Source organism: Alkalicoccobacillus porphyridii, assembly GCF_007293315.1.
GTDB lineage: Bacteria > Bacillota > Bacilli > Bacillales > Bacillaceae_D > Alkalicoccobacillus > Alkalicoccobacillus porphyridii.
Genome location: NZ_VLXZ01000003.1, coordinates 95496 through 115086 on the forward strand (window position 1 = coordinate 95496; position 19591 = coordinate 115086).

The following is a 19591-nucleotide window of genomic DNA, read 5'->3' on the forward strand; positions in this document are numbered from 1 at the left end:
TATTATAACCGCTTGTGCTAGAAATAAAGCGTATGAATAGGGGTGATGAAATGAATCGTTTACAAGCTTCAAGACCCATTGTTTTGGCTATATTCATGATTTCAACATTTGCTATTGGAATGACTGAGTATGTTGTTACGGGACTGTTGACTCAATTCTCTATGGATTTGGATGTACCCATCTCAACAACAGGGTTACTACTTAGCGTGTATGCCTTAGGTGTTGCAGTGTTTGGACCAATCCTGAGAATGATTACGATTAAGTTCCCAACCAAAACACTCTTAATTATTTTTATGGGGATTTTTGTTGCCAGTAATATCATTGCTGCTACCGCACCTAATTTTGAGATGCTACTTGTATCTAGACTGCTTTCTGCTACGATGCATGCACCCTTCTTTGGCTTAAGTATGGCTGTTGCGGTCAGCATTTCCACCCCAGAGAAACGGACAGCTGCAATTGCCGCCGTACAGGGCGGGTTAACGATTGCTATTATGATTGGTGTTCCATTTGGTTCCTTTTTAGGAGGCATGTTTGATTGGAGATATGTCTTCTGGTTTATTGTTTTGATCGGAGTCATTGCTTTTGTTGGTATTATCTTAACTACACCAAATCACAGACCTATTGATACACCTAATCTACGGAAAGAATTAGGTATGTTTAAAAATAAAAGCGTGTTACTTGTCATTGCCATTATTGTATTCGGCTTCTCTGGTGTATTCACTGCCTACACCTTCAAAGAACCAATGCTGAGATTATTTGCGGGCTTTGATGTAACAGGTATCACCGCTGCCCTCTTTTGCTTTGGGCTTGGCGCGGTCATCGGTAACTTTATTTCCGGGCGTGTTGTTCCAAAATTATTAACAGAACGACTAATGGCTGCACTTGCAGTACTTGCAGTCATTCTTGTAACGTTCACATACCTATTACAATTTTCTGTCACGGCGTTTATCGTCTGCTTTCTATTTGGGGCAGGAACATTTGGAACCACTCCACTCTTAAACTCAAAAATTATCATTGCTGCAAGAGAGGCTCCTTCTTTATCTGGAACTGTAGCCGCATCTGTATTTAATTTAGCTAATGCGATTGGGGCCTTTTTAGGTACATTGATTTTAGATCTTAGTGCGAGCTATGTCATCGTCACTTTTGTTGCTGCCAGTCTAATAACTCTAGGCTTTTTGTTAACATTGCTTACTCATAGAGTTGAAGATAAGTCATTGTATGAATAAGAGAGTGAATTAAAAAGCAACATGAAAAATTATTATTAGAGAGAACCTCTTTCCAACTGTGGACGAGGTTCTTTTTTAGCGAAACGTTGAAAACTCAAAAAATTTATTTTTCTTACTTTTCACTTAAAAAAACAGTCTCCTTCGCCCTTTAAAGCAATTTAGAAAAACCCCTAGTAATCTTCTATTACTTGTAAGATAAATTGCAATCGCTTACAATGACACCGTGCATCCATATAGATTCCACCTTTGTTAGTAAAGAGGAAATTAGTAGATACATAGATTTTAGGGGGTTTTGAGATGAGAAAAACAGTAGCGACTGTGTCAATCATCAGCGTTGCTCTCCTCGTAACAGCATGTGAACAGGCATCGGTACTCTCCAATCAGTCGACCGATGAAGATACCTATTTAATTCGATTAGGTGAAAACCAGCCTGAGGATTACCCTACTATGGCAGGAAACCTTGCTTTTGCAGAAATTGTAGAAGAGCGCACAAACGGCCGTATTACGATTGACATCTATTCAGGAGGCCAAATTGGGGATGAACGAAGCTCGTTAGAACACGTACAAATCGGTTCCATTGGAATGGCGAGATCAAACGCAAGTACATTGTCTGAATTCGCGACTACCATTGGAGTATTATCGATGCCGTACTTGTTTGAAAGTGAAGAAGCTATGTGGAATGTGCTTAAGTCTGACATTGGCGACGACCTTCTTGACAGCTTACATGAAGCAGGTTATCAGGGGTTAACATTTTATGATAGTGGCAGTCGGCATATTTACAATACGAAAAAACCTATTGAATCTCCTGAGGATTTACAAGGCTTGCAAATAAGGGTGCAAGAATCACAAGTGATGATATCTATGGTAGAAGCATTGGGAGCAACTGCCTCAACGATGTCATTTAGTGAAGTGTATTCCGCATTACAAACAGGTGTTGTAGATGGTGCAGAAAATAACTTTCCAAGCTTTTATACAACCAATCATTTTGAAGTGGCCAATCACTTGTCTCTTAATGCTCATGGGCTCACTCCTGAAGTACTTCTTATCTCAAAGGAATTGTTTGATGGGATGAGTGAGGAAGATCAGAACATTTTAGTAGAAGCTGCCGAAGAGGCATCTGATGTCCAACGTGAGGCGTGGGATGAGCTTGAACAAGAAGCATTAGAGCATATAGAAGATCGAGTGAACATTGTTGAAATAGATGATTTTTCAGAATGGCGAGAAACCGTTCAGCCTGTTTACGACCAATACGGTGGACAATTTCAAGAATGGATAGACAGAATTGAGGCTGCACAATCGTGAGACATGTAGGGAGGTATTAGATGAAGATATTGATTTCTTTTCGTGATTTAATAAATAAGGCCATTGAACACCTTGTTATTGTCATGCTTGCTTTAATGGTTCTAGTTATCTCCTACCAGGTTTTTGCCCGAGTTATTTTAAATGCGGCACCTACTTGGGCTGAATCCTTTGGCATCTTTCTATTTATCTGGGTCGGAATATTTGGGATTGCCTATGGTTTCAAGGAACGAACACATATTAGCGTGGATATCTTTTACAGTTATCTGCCAGAGTCTATTAAACCCTTTATACGAATCTTCAACTCCATTTTAGTCATAGCTGTTGGCGGCTTCTTTCTGTTGTACGGGTTGAATTTTGCCTTTGCCAGCATGGGAAGTAACTTGCCCGGTCTAAACATTCCTACTGGCATCAGATATTTAGTTGTTCCTATCGCCGGAGCACTAATGCTGTTCTACGGCTTGATTAGCCTTATTAACAAGGAAGAGCAAGCTGGTGGAGACATCTTGGCAAAAAAGGAGGAATAGATAATGGAGATTGCTATATTGTTACTAAGCTTTTTACTTCTATTAATATTTCGGGTCCCTGTGGCGCTTGCCCTCGTTATTTCGTCACTATTAACTGCGTTCTCAATCGGAATCCCTTTAGAAGCGATTATTCAACGCATGGTTGGTGGTTTAGATTCCTTTTCACTTCTGGCCATCCCCTTTTTCATCCTAGCAGGTGAAATTATGAATGAGGGAGGGATCTCACGGCGGCTAATTAATTTGTCGAACCTAGTAGTCGGCAAGATCCGCGGCGGGCTTGCATTAGTAAATGTCATTTCCAGTACCTTTTTTGGAGGCATATCTGGTTCAGCCGTGGCAGACGTTTCTTCAACTGGTTCAGTGTTAATTCCTATGATGAAAAAGAAAGGCTATGATGATGACTACACCGTTGCAGTCACTGTATCAAGTTCAGCACAAGGGGTGATCTTACCACCAAGTCATAATATGATCATTTATTCCACCGCAGCAGGTGGTGTGTCAATTAGTGCGTTATTTATGGGCGGTGTTCTTCCTGGGTTATTATTAGCCGTGGCTTTAATGATTACAGCTTACATAATCGCCGTAAAGCGCAACTATCCTACAAGTGAACCAATGAAAAAAGAAGACGTCCCAGGTGTTTTAAAAGAGGGCGTGCTCGGCCTCCTCACAGCTGTCATTATTATTGGGGGTATTATTAGCGGGATCTTTACTGCCACAGAATCGGCAGCCATTGGCGCGATCTATGCGTTTATTATTTCATTTTTTGTGTATCGTGATGTCCCACTTAGAAACATGAGAAATGTACTACAACGGACATTCAAAACCCTATCTATGATCCTGTTTCTAATTGCTGCATCTTCGGGCTTTGGTTGGTTGCTTGCGCTGCTTAGAGTACCAAGTTATGTATCCGACTCCCTTTTGGCCATTTCGCCAAATGATTTTGTAACCTTACTTCTTATAAACTTAATCTTACTTCTTTTAGGGACAATCATGGATATGGCGCCTCTTATATTAATTGCGACTCCAATCTTTTTACCAATTGTTCTTGATTTAGGCATGGACCCTGTGCACTTTGGCATCATCCTCATGCTTAACCTTTCTATAGGATTAATTACGCCACCGGTGGGAGCCTGCCTGTTTGTAGGAGCAGCGATTGCAAAAATACCTATGGAGAAATCCCTGAAAGCGCTGCTCCCCTTCTATTTTGTTATGATTATTGTGCTACTCATGATTACATTCTGGAGTGATTTAGTTTTATTTCTACCAGAACGACTCGCTGTTTAGATATACCTTTTCTTCTTAATTAAAATAGCTTTAACAAAAAAGGACGTCACTTGGGTTTAACGTAACCCAATGTGGATCGTCCTTTTTTTCTTATGCATAAAAACGTTCTCCTCTTATTTCTAAAGCTTCTTCTCCACGTACGCCGTCCTATACCGATTCGGAGGCACGCCCACCTGTTTTTTAAACACACGATAAAAGGTAGAAAGAGATTCAAACCCGACTTCAAAACAAATCGTAACAATGTCCAGATCCGTCTCAACCAGCATTTTTTTGACGCGGGTTAAACGAACTTCTGTTAAATAACGCATCGGCGTTTGGTCAAAGACTTCCGTAAACATCTGATTCATGTAACGAGAGCTGATGCCCATTTTCCCGGCCATTTCTTCAATGCTGGTAATTTGATAGAAGTTTGAGTCAATGTATTCCTTTAACCAGCCTGAGCGCAAGGTATTTGAATCCGGTTGTACAGCGGATTGATTCGTACGCATCAGGATAAATAGAAGCTGACTCAGCAGGAGTTTGATTCCAAGCTGATATTCAGCATTTTTTTGGGATTGTTCATACAGCATTTTTCTAAGTAGTTGGCGGATTTCACTGCTAGAAAAGAGAGTGAGGCTCCAAACTTTAGCCTCTGAGAACACCGGTTTGATGAGCGACTTTTGGCTATCTGTATCAAGAAGCACTTGCGAGAATTCCAAAATAAGCACCGTCATCGTCGACGCTGCTAAAATGGAGTGTTCTGTTCCAGGTGGAATAACCATCATGCTGTCTGGCTTCAGAGTAAATTCTTCATGATTAAGCCTGCATCTGCCCTGCCCATTTAGCACATAAAGAATCTGATGTGTATGATGAGAGTGGGGCTGAACAAAGTCTTTTTCCTGATGCTTACTTTCGTAAAGAATGACTTCCTGCTCCTGCGCCATGACCACTCACTCCTCTGCCTGATTCTCTATTTACATCATATATGATCAGGCAGGGAAGTGAAAGCGTCATCGTATGTGCTAACGTATCGGTGCTTTTAGAATGTGGTCCTTTAAAATGTGTGGATGATTAATAAGGAACGATGAATGGAAGATAAAATATTTATAAAAAGCACAATGATGTCGTTGAGTTTGTAAAGATTACTCTACACTGCTAAGAGTTCAACCGGACACAGAATAGTAGGCCATCTTGGCATTTACCATATTACCTGGAAGGTTGGGAAATCCTCATACCTACTAGTTTTATAGAACATGACCATTATAATTGGACGTACACTATTTATTGGAGGAATACACATTGCCAAAAATGAAGACGGTTAGAAAACTATCATTGAGCGCTACATTTTTAATATCAAGTAGCACAATGAGCACCACTCCTCTCCTTGCACAGGCCGAACCTACTCAATCCCTATATCATTATGAATCCTTGCAAATAATGCTAGATACTCAAGAAAAAGATACGTGGTCATATTCCGGCTCAACGGGTCCTGAATTCTGGGCAGATCTAGATGAGGAATTTAAAGCGTGTACGCATGGAGAGGAACAATCCCCCATTGGCTTGCATAGGGAAAAGCTATTAGAGGAAGATAAATGGTCCATCGATCTTGACTATAATGAAACAGAATTCTCAATAGAAAACAATGGCCACACGATCCAGGCAAATGTAGATGATCATACTTCAAATAAGTTGACGTTAAATGGAACAGTTTATAAGTTAGTTCAGTTTCATTTCCATTCACCAAGTGAACACACCTTAAACAATGATTATTATGAGTTAGAAGTTCATTTCGTTCATCAAGATAAAAATAATAATTTGGCAGTATTAGGTGTTCTAATTGAGGAAGGAGACACAAACGAGACGCTAGCAAACATGTGGGACGTGATGCCTGATGAAAAAGGGGAAGCAGAAGAAACCATTTCACTTCATCCATCAGGGATCGTGCCTACTGATCTATCTACTTTTCAATATGATGGTTCTCTTACGACGCCTCCCTGTTCAGAAGGCGTAAGATGGAGTGTCAGCAATGCCTCCATCACCATGTCAGCAGAACAGATCCAAGCGTTTCAAGACCTCTATCCAAATAACTATCGCCCCATTCAAGAGATAGGTAATAGAGAGATTGGCTATCATTATTAAGAGACTAAGACATAGCAATGGCTGGGGCAGAACTATATTTTACAGATAAAAAGACGAACAGGGCCGCTAAGAATGGGCCGGTTTCCACGTGAACTTCCTATTTCATAAAGTTGAAAAAGCGCCACATCGCTGTCGGTCTGCCTCGTAGAAAGGTTGTCTAGACTCTGCGTGAGACATCTCTGATATCCATGACGCACGCCACTCACCAAGCGGACGAAAATGGAGGGCCGACACCTGCGATATGAAAAGGTTCAATGAGATAAATCGACGAAGTCGGTTAGCTCATTACCTTCCCGCTGTAAGCGTGCCCCCATTTTCGGCAGCGGCAGCCGAAGCGACATCCACACTCTTTTATTTTTTATACAATCATAAAGCTGAACAATGAATGGAGAGACTCCAACATTCTTCAGCTTTTTTATTAATTATCATCCTTCTGCCCCATCCAATTGATTTATCTATTTATTAGTATCATAGCCTCTTATATCTTAAATAGTCGCTTTGAATTTCTGTGCTTCTTTATCAAGATTAGACGCATCTGTAGAAATGGTTTCGAAATCTTTTAGGGTAACGTGGATTTGCTTTTGGTTTTCAACGGTATGATCTTTGACCTTGATAGTTCCATCAGAAATGACATTCACTTCCTTTGTCATCGAATCAATGCTCTCTCGAATTTCCATAATTGAGTCCTCTATTTGTTTAGACAACTTCCGTACTTCTTTGGCCACCACATCAAACCCTCTACCATGTTCACCAGCTCGAGCAGCCTCAATCGCTGCGTTCAGTGCAAGCAAATTCGTCTGCGAAGCAAACCCCTTTATTGTCTGAGTAATTCCTTGAATAGCATTAGCTTTTTCCTGAAGTCCTGTTAACGTGCCTGCATTTTTTGATGACAGCTCAGTCATTTGATTAATAGTCGATAAAAGGGTTTGACTGCGATCTATACCTGTTTCTGCTCTTTCGTTTAGTCTCTCAGACATCTCTTGCAAATTACCGGCCAAGGATGTAATGTTCTGCTGTCTATTTGTGATATTCGTAGCAATTTTAGAAACCCCTACTACCTTCCCCTCATCATTAAAAATCGACATATATGTGGCCTCGAGCCAAACAACATTCCCCCTAGCATCCATTCTCTTAATTTTATCCTGAAAGCTATTTCCTGATAAGAGATGTTGCCAGAAGCGCTCGTACTCAATGCTGCTATGAAATTCAGGAAAACAGAACTGTTTGTGATACATACCTATCATTTCATCGACTGTGTACCCCATTGTTTGCGCGAACAATCTATTTACATAGGCTACGCGCAAATCTGTGTCAAACCTGATGAGTGCCACATTCCTTTCTATTGCCTTAACTACCTGTGCGTCCATTACCTGATCTACTGCATGCTTCATTTCATATCCTCCGTTAATTGGTTCACATTCGCAAAATGTGCTTCAATTATCTATTTAGTTTATCGACTAAGACTCTCCATTCAGCCTCTATATAGGTAACGTAATAAAAAAGCAGAAAGATTACTTTTTGCCCAATTAGTAATCATTACTTAAGTCCTAATTATATACCCCTTAGATTACAGACAAAACCTATTGCTTTCGGATCTCTTGTTCTATCATTGAACTCCCATCTGTCCATGTTTATAATATAGATACTATCTAATGGTCTGACCATATGATGAAATGGAGTGAGTGAAATGAAGGTGTCCTTATTTATTACCTGCTTGGCCGATGTGTTCTACCCGAACGTTGGCAAGGACGTAATAGAAGTGCTAGAGCGTCAGGGCTGTGAAGTCGATTTCCCTGTTAGCCAAACCTGTTGCGGGCAGCCGGCGTATAACAGTGGTTATCATAAGGAAACAAAGGAAGTTGCCAAAAGTATGATTCGTACCTTTGAGCATTCAGAATACGTGGTTGCTCCATCAGGCTCGTGCGCAGCGATGCTTCACGAATACCCCCATTTATTTAAGGATGATACAGCTATTTGGTTAAAACGATCCGAAGAGCTTGCAGCAAAAACCTATGAGTTCACACAATTTCTTGTTGATGTACTAGGCGTGGAGGATGTAGGTGCAACGTGTCCCGCCTCGGTTACGTATCATACCTCCTGTCATATGACACGATTGCTTGGCGTAAAGGAAGCGCCGATGAAACTTTTAAAGCATGTAGACGGATTAAAGTACACTGAGCTGCCAGGCAAGGAGACCTGTTGCGGATTCGGAGGCACTTTCTCTGTAAAAATGAAACCGATTTCAGAGCAAATGGTTGATGAGAAGGTTGCACACATTGAAGAAACAAACTCTGAGGTGTTGATCGGTGCCGATTGTGGCTGCTTAATGAATATCGGTGGACGTTTAGAGCGCCTCGGAAAAAATGTTCAAGTAAAGCACATTGCGGAAATTTTAAATCAACAACACTCGTAAAGGGGGAACCAATGATGCCAATGAAAATTGGAGACAAGCCATTTTTTGACCGGGTGAATAAAGGATTAGGCGACTCATTTATGAGAGGCTCTGTTGTTTCTGCACAGGAGCGCTTAAAAAACGCCAAAACGCGCTCGTCTGATCAGTTGGGTAATTGGGAGGACTGGCGTGAACAAGCCGAAGAAATTAGACAGCACACTCTTGAGAATCTCGACTTTTACCTAGAACAGCTCGCAACCAATGTCACGAAGCACGGTGGTCATATTTACTTTGCCCAGACCGCACAAGAAGCAAATGATTACATCAAAAGCGTTGCTGAGAAGAAAAAAGCGAAGAAAATCATTAAGTCAAAATCAATGGTAACGGAAGAAATCGGGATGAACGGAGCCTTAGAATCGATTGGCTGCGAGGTCATTGAGTCTGATCTTGGTGAATATATTTTGCAGCTAGATGACCATGATCCACCCTCTCATATTGTAGCGCCCGCCCTTCACAAAAACCGAGATCAGATTCGCGATACGTTTGAAACCAAGCGTCAATACCAGGGAACATCCACACCCGAGGAGCTGGCATTATTTGCTCGAGAGCAGCTTAGAGAGGAATTTCTGACAGCTGATCTTGGCATTACAGGATGTAATTTCGCAGTAGCTGAATCTGGATCGATTGCCCTTGTAACAAATGAAGGAAACGCACACCTGACAGCAGATTTACCGAAAACACAAATTTCGGTCATGGGTATGGAGCGAATTGTGCCTACCTGGGAAGAACTCGACGTGATGGTAACAATGCTTTGCCGGAGCGCGGTGGGGCAAAACCTAACAAGCTATGTAACTGGTTTAACAGGTCCACGACGTGATGGCGAAACAGACGGACCCGAGGAATTTCACTTGGTTGTGGTCGACAACGGTCGCTCTTCCATTCTCGGCACAGAGTTTCAATCGGTTCTGCAGTGTATCCGATGTGCGGCTTGCATTAACGTTTGCCCCATCTACAGACATATTGGTGGACATTCCTACGGCTCTATTTACCCTGGTCCTATCGGAGCCGTGCTTTCGCCATTGCTAGGCGGGTATGACGATAATAAAGAGCTTCCATTTGCTTCAAGCCTTTGTGTAGCCTGTACGGATGCTTGTCCAGTAAAGATACCGCTTCATAATCTATTAATCGAGCATCGTCGCAAAATTGTGGAGGATGAGAAGATGAATGGCTGGGGTGAAAAGCTTGCGATGAGAGGTTTTGGCCTAGCAATGAGCTCTTCTAAGGTCATGAGCACTGGGGCAAAGCTTGCTCCACGCCTGATGAAACCCCTTGTGAAGGACGGGAAAATCGTTCGCGGCCCTGGTCCGATGAAGCCATGGACGGACATTCGTGACTTTCCTACACCTGCTGACCAGTCCTTTAGAAAGTGGTATAAGACGAACAAAGAGGGAGCTGGCACACATGACAACAACAGAAACTAACCAAGAGACCTTTTTAAATGAAATTGCAAAAAACCTTGGACGACCGAGAAAAAAAGAAGTCACTCGACCAAAGTGGAAAAAACAGCCGCAATGGGATGTCTCAGCCAATTCGTCTCAAGACGAGCTAGTGGAACAGCTGAAAGACCGCTGTCTAGCGATTCATACACAAGTTGAAATGGCCACGCTTAAGACGCTTCCAGAAACATTAAACAAGGTGCTGGAGCAATATGAAGCTTCGTCTGTTATTCGTTGGAATGATGCTAGATTTGAAGAATTTGGCCTTGAGTCATTTTTTGATAAACATCATAAAAACGGTCATCCCGTCCACATCTGGGATTCAGAAAAAGAAAAAGAAAACATCAACTTTGCAGAAAAAGCAGATGTAGGCATTACATTCTCAGATATGACGCTAGCTGAATCAGCGACGGTGACTCAATTAAATAATGATGGCAAAGGTCGATCCGTCAGCTTTTTGCCTAAGTCATATATTGCGATCATCCCAAAAAGCACTCTCGTACCGCGTATCAGTCAGGCCACTAGAATGCTTCACCACCTTGTCGAAGAGGATCAACCATTTCCTTCCTGTGTCAATTTTGTCTCTGGACCAAGCAATAGCGCAGACATTGAAATGAATCTTGTGGTTGGTCTGCACGGACCTGTTCGTGCTTGCTATATTCTTGTTGATGATAAGTAAAATAAAATGGAGAGACTCGTAGCTTAGGAATCAGCTGAGATCTCTCCATTTTTTTGCTTGTATTCAATGAGCAATTGATTAATTGTGTCGAGGTGCGTCGACATCGCTTCTTTCGCTTTAGTAGGGTGTTTCGCTTTAATAGCTTCTGCTACAGCAATGTGTTGATCAATCAGTTTCTGTCTAATTGAATATCCTTCAATCACCTTCACCATCCAAACCTTAGTGACAACACTAGAGATTTGCAAAACCTCTGTCAGGAACGTATTTCGTGCCATATCTGCGATTAAGCGGTGAAATTCTAGGTCTAGCTCTAGAAAAAGGGCATGATCAGAAGAATCCCTCATTCTCTCTATGACACGATCCAGCTTTACATGATCCTCATCTGAAGATTTCTCAGCTGCCATTTCAGCCAGCACCGCTTCTAGCTTCACCCGTGCTTCTACCAGCTCAAGAATATTCTCATAGCTGATTTTAGACATAAGATCGAGGTGTTTCGTAAAGAAGTCGCCGAAGCTCTCAGCCACAAACGTCCCCTCAGGCACTCGAACTTCAACCAACCCTAACGCCACCAATGCACGAATCGCTTCTCGAAGCGTACTCCTGCCCACTCCAAACATCTCCATCAGCTGCTTCTCTGAAGGAAGCTTATCTCCTCTTGCAAGCGTTCCATTTATAATTAACTCCATTAACTGTTGTACAATATTTTGAGACATTGTTGTCTTAGTTACTGGGTTAATTTGTCCTTCAAACATATCATCACTCCAAAGATCTGACCTTAAGACCTTAATGTTGTAAAGTACTTATTAATGTGTAGATAGTTATACCAATGCCTACACTTAAACAAGCGGACAAAATAGGAGGGCCGACACCTGCAGGAAGAACGTTCGCAGGCTTATAAAGATCGTTTTTCAATGACCTCGAAGAACAGGTTCATTGAAATAAGTGGGCAAAGCCCGATTAGTTCAAATCCTGTCTGCGGTAAGCAGCCCCCTATTTTGGGAGCGGCGGACGAAGAAATGAATCATAGCCGCCCCCTGTCCATGCCCTCAGGCTCATTTACACTTAAACTTGGACACTGACCTTAATGATACCTTAGGGCCAATCAAACAACAAGATGAATGGACATCTAGTTGTTTTCCTGAGTGATGCCTTGAATAATGGTTTCTTTTTTTGTTTTTGATAAAGAATAAAGCATGGATACGCCCACAATAGCAAACACAGCTACAATAACTGCGAGAATATGAAGCCATGGCATCGTAAATCTATACGAAAACGCGTATTGTGTCTGTAAATAAATCAGGTACATAACCCCAATACTGATAGGCAGTCCATATGCTAATGACTTGACCCCATAAATAGCACTCTCAAAAATCATCATCTTACGGAAGGATTTTGACGTCATGCCAACCGAACGAAGCATCGCAAATTCTCTTTTACGTAAAGCCACACTGGTAGAGATTGTATTCAAGATATTTGCAATGGAAATAAGCGTAATGAGCGTGATAAATCCATAGCTAAAAATAGATAGGATCGCAACAATGTTTTCGCCACGCTGTCTATAATCATTTAAATTATTGATTGAAAGCTGGTCAGCATACTCTAGTTCAATTAGGTCTGCATACGTGGCTGAGGGATTATCACTTTGGATATAAACTGACATATGATTATAATCATATTCCGAGCCTTCAAGCACCTGATCAAAGGTTTGCTCAGAGACAATCATATCCACACTGTCTAGCCTTGGATAAAAAGATCCAATGGGGATTTCAGCTGTAAGTCCTGTTACTTCAAGTGATGAGAGCTCATATAGATCACCATCATCATTCTCGTAATACATTTCATAAAGCTGAAGTGTATCCCCTACCTCAGTATTAATGGTATTTGTTTCAACATATTTTCCAAGGGCAGCATCTTCATAGGTGATTTCATTAATGATAACGGCAGCGTAGGGTTGATTCAGAACTTCCTCAGAGATATTTGATTTGAACGCATAGTCTTTTAAGCTTTTTGCATCTAGTCCTCTTAAGTACACCTCATAAAAATATCTTCCTTGCTCATCCTGTATCAGATAGCCCGGTTCAAGTAGCTGCTGAGGGATATGATCTTCATCCACGTGCACGAAGAGCTGAGCCTCTTTTCTGATAGAGTATTCATCTACTCCAGATAGTGTTTGAATGTCTTGAGCTAGCTGTTGTTTCAGTTCAAGATCATCACCGTACAAAGATACATCCAAATCATAGTTCACACCATCATCAGCCACACTATACGAACGCTCTAAGCTATTTGTAAAAGAGGAAACGGATAAGAACAACACAATGCTGACGATTAAGGAGAGAACGGTCACATTGTACCTCTTTTTGTTACGCTTTAAGTTCTTTAATCCAAGCTCTGCTTCTAGTCCAAACCAGTTTCGTACGTACTTTAATGTGCGGACATTTTTTGACTTGAGCTTTACATCATGGGTTTGACGAATGGCATCCATCGCTGTAATTCGTGATGCTCTTAGCGCCGGAATCCAGGTAGATATAAAAATGGTTATGGAAGAAATGATTAAGGCTGAAATGATTGAAAATGGTGTCACTGTAGCTTGCAAGGACTCCTCATACCCAATCGATGACAGCATGGGATTAATTCCAATAAAGGTGATCCCAATTCCCGCAATACCAGCAATAATTCCAATGGGAACACTGATAACACCTATAAGAAAACCTTCAAAATACACCGAGTTACGCTTTTGTCTCTTTGTCGCTCCGACACTTGAAAGCATACCTAAATGGCGCGAACGCTCCGACACTGAAATGGCAAATGCATTAAAGATGAGTGCCACAGAGCCAACCACAATAACAACCATAATGACGGCAAGCAATCCATTCCAGGTTCGTTCCATTCCCTCGTTTGCTGTAATTCCGGTAAAACGAAGTAGCCCGTTATTAAACTCTATGTCCTCTCTACTAATCCCCATCTCATCAGCTAAAACTTGAGCTTCACCATATAAATCACTATTTGCATTCTTTAATGAGACATAGGCATCAAGCTTTGAGTCGACAACGTCCTGAACGTAGGAAAAAGCCATATAGGCCACGTTCCACTCATTTTCCCAGCGTGGTTGTTCTAAGATACCGACGACCGTAAATGTTTGTTCTTCCTGGTCAATGAGCGTCTCATTTAAGTTTCCTTCAGAATCGAGATTGTATTGATCAAGTGCTAGGATTCCTTCTAGATCACTAAAACGGGTACCAATATCTAATGTAATCTCATCCCCCACTTGCCATTTCACAGCTTTGGATGATGAGTCACTTAATATGATTTCGCTGTTATTTTGGGGCAAACGTCCTTCTATAACATTTACATTAAAGTGTTCAAACGCCTCGTCATTCATCTCTTGAATATAGAGATACGGCTTATAGTCTTCAATAGGATCTGGAATCAATGCATATCCATTCTCATGAATAAGCGAAAGCGCCTCTGTATTCTCATGCTCTTCAACGGTGATCGCCTGCTCAAGGGTTAGATCTGAATAAGAGACATGCCAATCACCAGAATAGGCAATCTCTTCTTTTTTCTGTAGATCAGTAAAAGAGACACCTAAGGTAGCTACCCCCGAAATCATGGCTGCTGAAACAATCGTTCCAAACATCGTGACAAGCGTTCGTTTCTTATTCTTAATTAAGTGGCGAATGGTTAGCTTGTTTACAATATTCATGGTCGAATGACCTCATCACTCGCAACTTTGCCATCCTCAATTGTGATGACTCTATCTGCCTGTAAGGCAATTCGATCATCATGTGTAATCATGATTAATGTTTGCTTATAGGTTTTGTTAAACATTTTAAGCAGGTTAATGATTTCCGCGCTATTTTTGCTATCAAGATTTCCAGTCGGCTCGTCAGCTAGCATAATGGCTGGATTGCTTATGAGCGCACGGCCAATCGACACGCGTTGCTGCTGTCCACCCGAAAGCTGATTTGGTAAATGATCAAGTCTCTCTGTTAGACCGAGTTGTTCCACTAAATCTTTTAATTGCTTAGGATCTACCTTATGCTCATCAAGCAAAAGCGGTAGGGTCATATTTTCTTCAACCGTTAAAATAGGAATAAGATTATAGAATTGATAGATGAGTCCAATTTGTCTGCGTCTAAAAATAGCTAGCTGTGTTTCATTTAAGGAGTATACGTCTGAGTTATCTATAAATACTTTCCCACTTGTCGGACGATCAACTCCTCCAAGCAAATGAAGTAAGGTTGATTTTCCTGAACCTGAAGGACCAATAATCGCTACGAATTCTCCTTTATTCACTGAAAACGATACATCATCCAATGCCTTAACAGCCGTTTCTCCTTTTCCGTACACCTTTGATAGCTTTTCTACTCTAAGTAACTCCATCGTCACAACCTCCACTGTGTAATATCTACCTTTAGTCTAGACAATGAAGATGACTACCCCGTGACAACAAAAGTGACAATCTAGTCACTTTCCTCCGCTTTTGAAGAATTTAATAGAAAACGTTGTACCATCGCCTTCCTTACTTTCCACTTCGATATCTCCATTTTGACTTTTAATGATTTGATGAACTAAAGCCAGCCCTATGCCTACACTTCCATCCTTGGCGTGTTTCCCTTTATAAAAACGCTTAAAAATATGCGGTAAGTCCTCCTTAGGAATTCCGCTCCCGTTATCCTCAATTTGAATCTCTGTATAGAGCACATTTTCACTGTAGTTCAGTTGAATAGTCCCGTTCTCCGGTGTGTGTTCGACTGCGTTTTTCACTAGATTAACAAACGCCTCTGTACTCCAGTATTGATCGCCAAGAAACTGAATGGTTTTGTCTCCTTTAACTGAGACCTGTACATTTTTTAGCTCCATTGGTATTTGGGAAGGCTGCAAGGCTTGTTCTAATAGCTGCTCTACCTTCACTGGCTCCCGTTTAAAGGTAATGGTCCCAGCATCAATTTTAGATAGCTTTAAAAGAGAGGAGACTAGCCAGTCCATTCGTTCAAGTTGGATAAGGATATGACGGGTAAACTCTTTGCGTTTCTCTTCCTCTAATCTATTATCACTTAGCAGGTCCGCCATAACAGTCATTGAGGTAAGAGGTGTCTTTAATTGATGTGAAATATCAGAGATCGCATCCGTTAGCTTTCCCTTCTCTTGCGTAATCTCAGCGCTTTGTTCAGATAACATCCTTGTCACACGATAGATGTCATTCTTTAAAATACTTAATTCGCCCTCTTCATTATCTCGCACGTCTAATAAGTACTGGCCAGCTGCAATACCGCGAAGGTACTCTGCGAGATGCTCCATTTGTTGATACCGACGTTTTGTGAAAATGAGAAATATACCGATTAGTAACAGAGCTACGATAAATACAATAATAGATGCGAGTACAGACTCTATGAGTGCTAAGCCCGCACCTAAACCTGTTACAGCAAGGCTACTAAAGAGGAATCTTTTCACTTCTTTATTTCGAAGCATAAGCGTCACCAGCTCTATAACCTAGACCTCTAACCGTTTTAATAATGACAGGGTTCTGGGGATCATCCTCTAGTTTTAGGCGGAGACGTTTAATATACACGGTCAACGTATTGTCGTTTACAAATTCTCCGCCAACATCCCAAATCTGTTCAAGCAGTTGACTTCGCGTCATCACCTGTCCTAGATGATTCGCAAAAATCATCAGTAGTCGATATTCTAATGCGGTTAGAACCATTTCCTTTCCTCGCTTAAACACCTTAGCTTCTAGCGTGTGAATTTGAAGTGGCCCCATGGCGAGGATGTGCTGACTAGTCTGAGAGGCTTGTTTGCCATACCGTCTAAGTACCGTTTTTATTCGTGAAATTAATTCTCTTATACGAAAAGGCTTTGTGACATAGTCGTCTGCTCCCATGTCTAGACCCATGACCACATTCACTTCCTCATCAAGAGCCGTTAAAAAAATGACAGGAAGATCCTGCTTCTCTTTAACTAGCTGACATAATTCGTACCCCGTCCCGTCAGGCAAGGACACATCAAATAAACAAAGAGACACCTCGCTAAGCTCTTTGCTGATTACTTGCTTTGCACTTGTTGCGCTGTCACATAACTGAACTTGATATCCTTCTTGCACAAGAGAATACCGCAGGCCTTCAGCTATCGCTTTATCATCCTCAACTAGCAGGATTCTCATGAGCTCTCCCTACCCTTCCAGATTATGTTTGAAGTGTATCACAACCTTGTGAGCTGTACTAGCTGAGTAGGTAAGAGAAAGGTTGAGGATACTTGCGATGTATTGGAGTTGCTTGCGATGTATTTTCCGCTCCTCCTGATGTATCAGCCTTTCTTGCGATGTATTTTCCGCTCCTCCTGATGTATCAGCCTTTCTTGCGATGTATTTTCTGCCTCTTCCGATGTATTAAATCCTTTTTCCGCTGTTTTCAACCTCATAAAAAAGCTTGTTGTTGATCTCATACTAGATAGATCCTCAACAAGCTCTATATCAATACATTTTCAGATAACCCTTATCTCGGAAACGCCGCAGGCACTCCGCCATCCACTGTAATCATGCAACCTGTGGTTTTTTCAGCTTTAGATGAAGACAGATACAGCACGGCATCGGCAATATCTTTCGGAAAGATCATTACGCCTAGCGTGGTGCGTTTTTTGTAGTGCTCTTCTAATTCATCGGGCTCTATGCCGTATGCGGCGGCACGTTCCTCGCGCCATGCAGATCCCCAAATGGCTGAGCCTTGCAGGACTGCATCCGGTAAAACGGTGTTAACGCGGATTCCGAAGTCTCCTCCCTCAGCTGCAATCGTACGAGCTAGATGAGCTTCTAGTGCTTTTACAGAGCTATAGGCTGAAACATTTTTGCCGGCATAAACGGAGTTTTTCGATCCGATAAAGACCATACTTCCACCAATTTCTTGCTTCTTTAAAAGCTTAAATGCTTCACGCGATACAAGAAAGTACCCTGTGCCAAGTACGTTCATATTCAAGTTCCATTCCTTTAAGCTTGTTTCATCAAAGGGACTTGATGTGGCAAGGCCTGCGTTATTAACAAGCATATCTATGCCTCCATATGTGCGAGCGACTTCGGCAAATGCTTCTACTATGGCTTCTTCGCTTGTTACATCCATCTTAAGTGCCAGCGCTCGTCCTTCCCCATACTCTGCATTGATCTCGTTAGCTATTTTTTCAGCGCCTTCAAGATTCAAATCGGCAAGCACTACGTGAGCTCCCTGTTTCACATATTGTCGGCACGTTTCGCTACCAATGCCTCCAGCGCCTCCAGTGACAAAGGCAACCTTTCGAGAAAATTCGGCTTCTGCTGGTGCTAGTGATAATTTATAAAGCTCAAGCGGCCAATATTCGATTTGGAAGGATTCCTCCGCATTAAGTGAAACAAACTGACCCAGCGCTGTTGTGCCTTTCATAACAGAAATCGCTCTTGTGTACAGGGCACCACTCACCTTTGAGTTCGCTAGACTTTTTCCTGTGTTCACCATTCCGAGACCAGGAATTAAGATGACGCGTGGAGAAGGGTCAAACATCTTATCCCCTTCTGACTGATGTTCTTGAAAATATGCCTCATACTCCTCTTTATATCTCTTAATCCCTTCAACCAGCTTGTCGCTTAATCCAGATGCATCCTCAGCATTTGGTTCCCAACTAATATAAAGTGGCACACGTTTAGTGTGAACTAAATGATCAGGGCATGCCGCACCTACCTGAGATAACGTCTCGGCATCCTGGCTATTCACAAATTCAAGGATATCGTCTCCATCATCGTAGGAAAGTATCGCTTTTTCTCGCTGGCTCACCTGTCCACGGATAACAGGCATTACTTCCGACAATACTGCTTTACGTTCTTCCTCTGTCAAAGCAGTAAACTTCTCACCGCCAAAAATTTCACCCTGCTTTGATTTAATAAAAGCTTCCGCTTCATTGATAACAGAGATTGTACGATCATAGCTCTCCTTGGCCGTGTCTCCCCATACAACCAGACCATGCTTTTCCATTAAAACAAGCTCTGCTTTAGGATTGTTCTGAACACCTTCTGCAATCATTTTAGATAAGGTGAAGCCCGGACGGATATAGGGAACCCACACAAATCGATCTCCAAAAATCTCACTCGCCAGCTCTTTACCATTATCTGCGCAGCATAAGCTGATAATCGCATCTGGATGTGTATGATCCACATGCTTAAATGGTAGAAAGGCATGAAGTAACGTTTCAATTGATGCTCGCGGATGCTTTTGATTAAGCATACAGTTTTCTAAATAAGCAACCATTTCTGCATCTGGCATCTCGTCTTTATCAATTAATGGACGCACATCCTCAAGACGTAATCCGGTAAAATTTTTGGCTCCCATTGTTGCTAGATCTGATCCGCTTCCCTTTACCCACATAACTTCTACTTCACGACCGCGAAAATCGATCTCCGTAGTTTTCATTGATGTATTTCCTCCGCCCCAGTTACAGACAGCGCGGTTAGATCCAATTAAATTTGAGCGGTAAACCAGTTCATCCAAGCCTTGATTCAAAGACTCTGCTGCTTGCTTATTCCACAGATTTTTCACCATTTGCTCTCATCC

The 19591-nt window shown here is 41.8% G+C and carries 16 protein-coding genes and 1 pseudogene; 8 read left to right on the forward strand and 9 right to left on the reverse strand.

The annotated features are described in order from the left end of the window. The first annotated feature begins 50 nt into the window (after positions 1 to 50). The 4 genes from FN960_RS05880 to FN960_RS05895 all read left to right on the forward strand — a co-directional run bounded on the left by FN960_RS05880 (position 51) and on the right by FN960_RS05895 (position 4336). Positions 51 to 1226, forward strand: coding sequence for an MFS transporter (locus tag FN960_RS05880; protein WP_143847767.1), 1176 nt, complete (start codon positions 51 to 53; stop codon positions 1224 to 1226). A gap of 297 nt (positions 1227 to 1523) precedes the next feature. Then, positions 1524 to 2528, forward strand: coding sequence for a TRAP transporter substrate-binding protein (locus tag FN960_RS05885; protein ID WP_143847768.1), 1005 nt, complete (start codon positions 1524 to 1526; stop codon positions 2526 to 2528). A gap of 20 nt (positions 2529 to 2548) precedes the next feature. Continuing rightward, positions 2549 to 3052, forward strand: a complete 504-nt coding sequence (locus FN960_RS05890) for a TRAP transporter small permease (RefSeq protein ID WP_143847769.1) — start codon at positions 2549 to 2551, stop codon at positions 3050 to 3052. Positions 3053 to 3055: 3 nt separating this feature from the next. Next, positions 3056 to 4336 (forward strand): TRAP transporter large permease, encoded by a 1281-nt coding sequence (locus FN960_RS05895; protein ID WP_143847770.1) that lies wholly within the window; start codon positions 3056 to 3058, stop codon positions 4334 to 4336. A gap of 119 nt (positions 4337 to 4455) precedes the next feature. On the opposite strand, the gene FN960_RS05900 is transcribed toward FN960_RS05895, so the two are convergent. Beyond that, positions 4456 to 5259 (reverse strand): helix-turn-helix domain-containing protein, encoded by an 804-nt coding sequence (locus FN960_RS05900; RefSeq protein WP_143847771.1) that lies wholly within the window; start codon positions 5257 to 5259, stop codon positions 4456 to 4458. 364 nt (positions 5260 to 5623) lie between these two features. Between FN960_RS05900 and FN960_RS05905 the strand changes: the two genes are divergently transcribed. Beyond that, positions 5624 to 6454: a carbonic anhydrase gene (locus FN960_RS05905; protein ID WP_260681950.1), complete on the forward strand. Its 831-nt coding sequence runs from the start codon at positions 5624 to 5626 to the stop codon at positions 6452 to 6454. Positions 6455 to 6939: 485 nt separating this feature from the next. Here FN960_RS05905 and FN960_RS24885 read toward each other — a convergent pair whose 3' ends face one another. Next, positions 6940 to 7431: a methyl-accepting chemotaxis protein gene (locus FN960_RS24885; protein WP_260681951.1), complete on the reverse strand. Its 492-nt coding sequence runs from the start codon at positions 7429 to 7431 to the stop codon at positions 6940 to 6942. A 45-nt stretch (positions 7432 to 7476) separates the two neighbouring features. After that, positions 7477 to 7845, reverse strand: a pseudogene (locus tag FN960_RS24890) (PAS domain-containing protein); the annotation flags it as partial. Between the two features lie 296 nt (positions 7846 to 8141). Here FN960_RS24890 and FN960_RS05915 point away from each other — a divergent pair. The 3 genes from FN960_RS05915 to FN960_RS05925 are packed head-to-tail and all read left to right on the forward strand — an operon-like array spanning position 8142 to position 11021. Beyond that, positions 8142 to 8867 carry a (Fe-S)-binding protein gene (locus FN960_RS05915; RefSeq protein WP_143847774.1) on the forward strand — a complete coding sequence of 242 codons (726 nt, stop codon included), beginning with the start codon at positions 8142 to 8144 and terminating at the stop codon, positions 8865 to 8867. A 14-nt stretch (positions 8868 to 8881) separates the two neighbouring features. Further along, entirely contained in the window at positions 8882 to 10327 is a 1446-nt protein-coding gene (locus tag FN960_RS05920; RefSeq protein WP_143848056.1) for a LutB/LldF family L-lactate oxidation iron-sulfur protein, read from the forward strand. After that, a complete protein-coding gene (locus tag FN960_RS05925; protein WP_143847775.1) occupies positions 10308 to 11021 on the forward strand; it encodes a LutC/YkgG family protein in 714 nt (237 codons plus the stop codon). The genes FN960_RS05920 and FN960_RS05925 overlap by 20 nt, the downstream gene beginning before the upstream one ends. A 23-nt stretch (positions 11022 to 11044) precedes the next feature. On the opposite strand, the gene FN960_RS05930 is transcribed toward FN960_RS05925, so the two are convergent. The 6 genes from FN960_RS05930 to FN960_RS05955 form a co-directional block, all read right to left on the reverse strand. After that, entirely contained in the window at positions 11045 to 11773 is a 729-nt protein-coding gene (locus tag FN960_RS05930) for a FadR/GntR family transcriptional regulator (RefSeq protein WP_143847776.1), read from the reverse strand. A gap of 374 nt (positions 11774 to 12147) precedes the next feature. Continuing rightward, a complete protein-coding gene (locus FN960_RS05935) occupies positions 12148 to 14724 on the reverse strand; it encodes an ABC transporter permease (RefSeq protein WP_143847777.1) in 2577 nt (858 codons plus the stop codon). Continuing rightward, entirely contained in the window at positions 14721 to 15404 is a 684-nt protein-coding gene (locus tag FN960_RS05940; protein WP_143847778.1) for an ABC transporter ATP-binding protein, read from the reverse strand. The genes FN960_RS05935 and FN960_RS05940 overlap by 4 nt, the downstream gene beginning before the upstream one ends. Positions 15405 to 15488: 84 nt before the next feature. Beyond that, on the reverse strand, positions 15489 to 16493 hold the full coding sequence (locus FN960_RS05945; protein WP_143847779.1) for a sensor histidine kinase: 1005 nt from the start codon (positions 16491 to 16493) through the stop codon (positions 15489 to 15491). Beyond that, positions 16480 to 17184, reverse strand: a complete 705-nt coding sequence (locus tag FN960_RS05950) for a response regulator transcription factor (RefSeq protein ID WP_143847780.1) — start codon at positions 17182 to 17184, stop codon at positions 16480 to 16482. Before FN960_RS05950 ends, FN960_RS05945 begins: the two co-directional genes overlap by 14 nt. 331 nt (positions 17185 to 17515) lie before the next feature. Next, complete coding sequence (locus tag FN960_RS05955; protein ID WP_143847781.1) at positions 17516 to 19579, reverse strand: bifunctional aldolase/short-chain dehydrogenase; 2064 nt, start codon at positions 19577 to 19579, stop codon at positions 17516 to 17518. Positions 19580 to 19591: the final 12 nt, after the last annotated feature.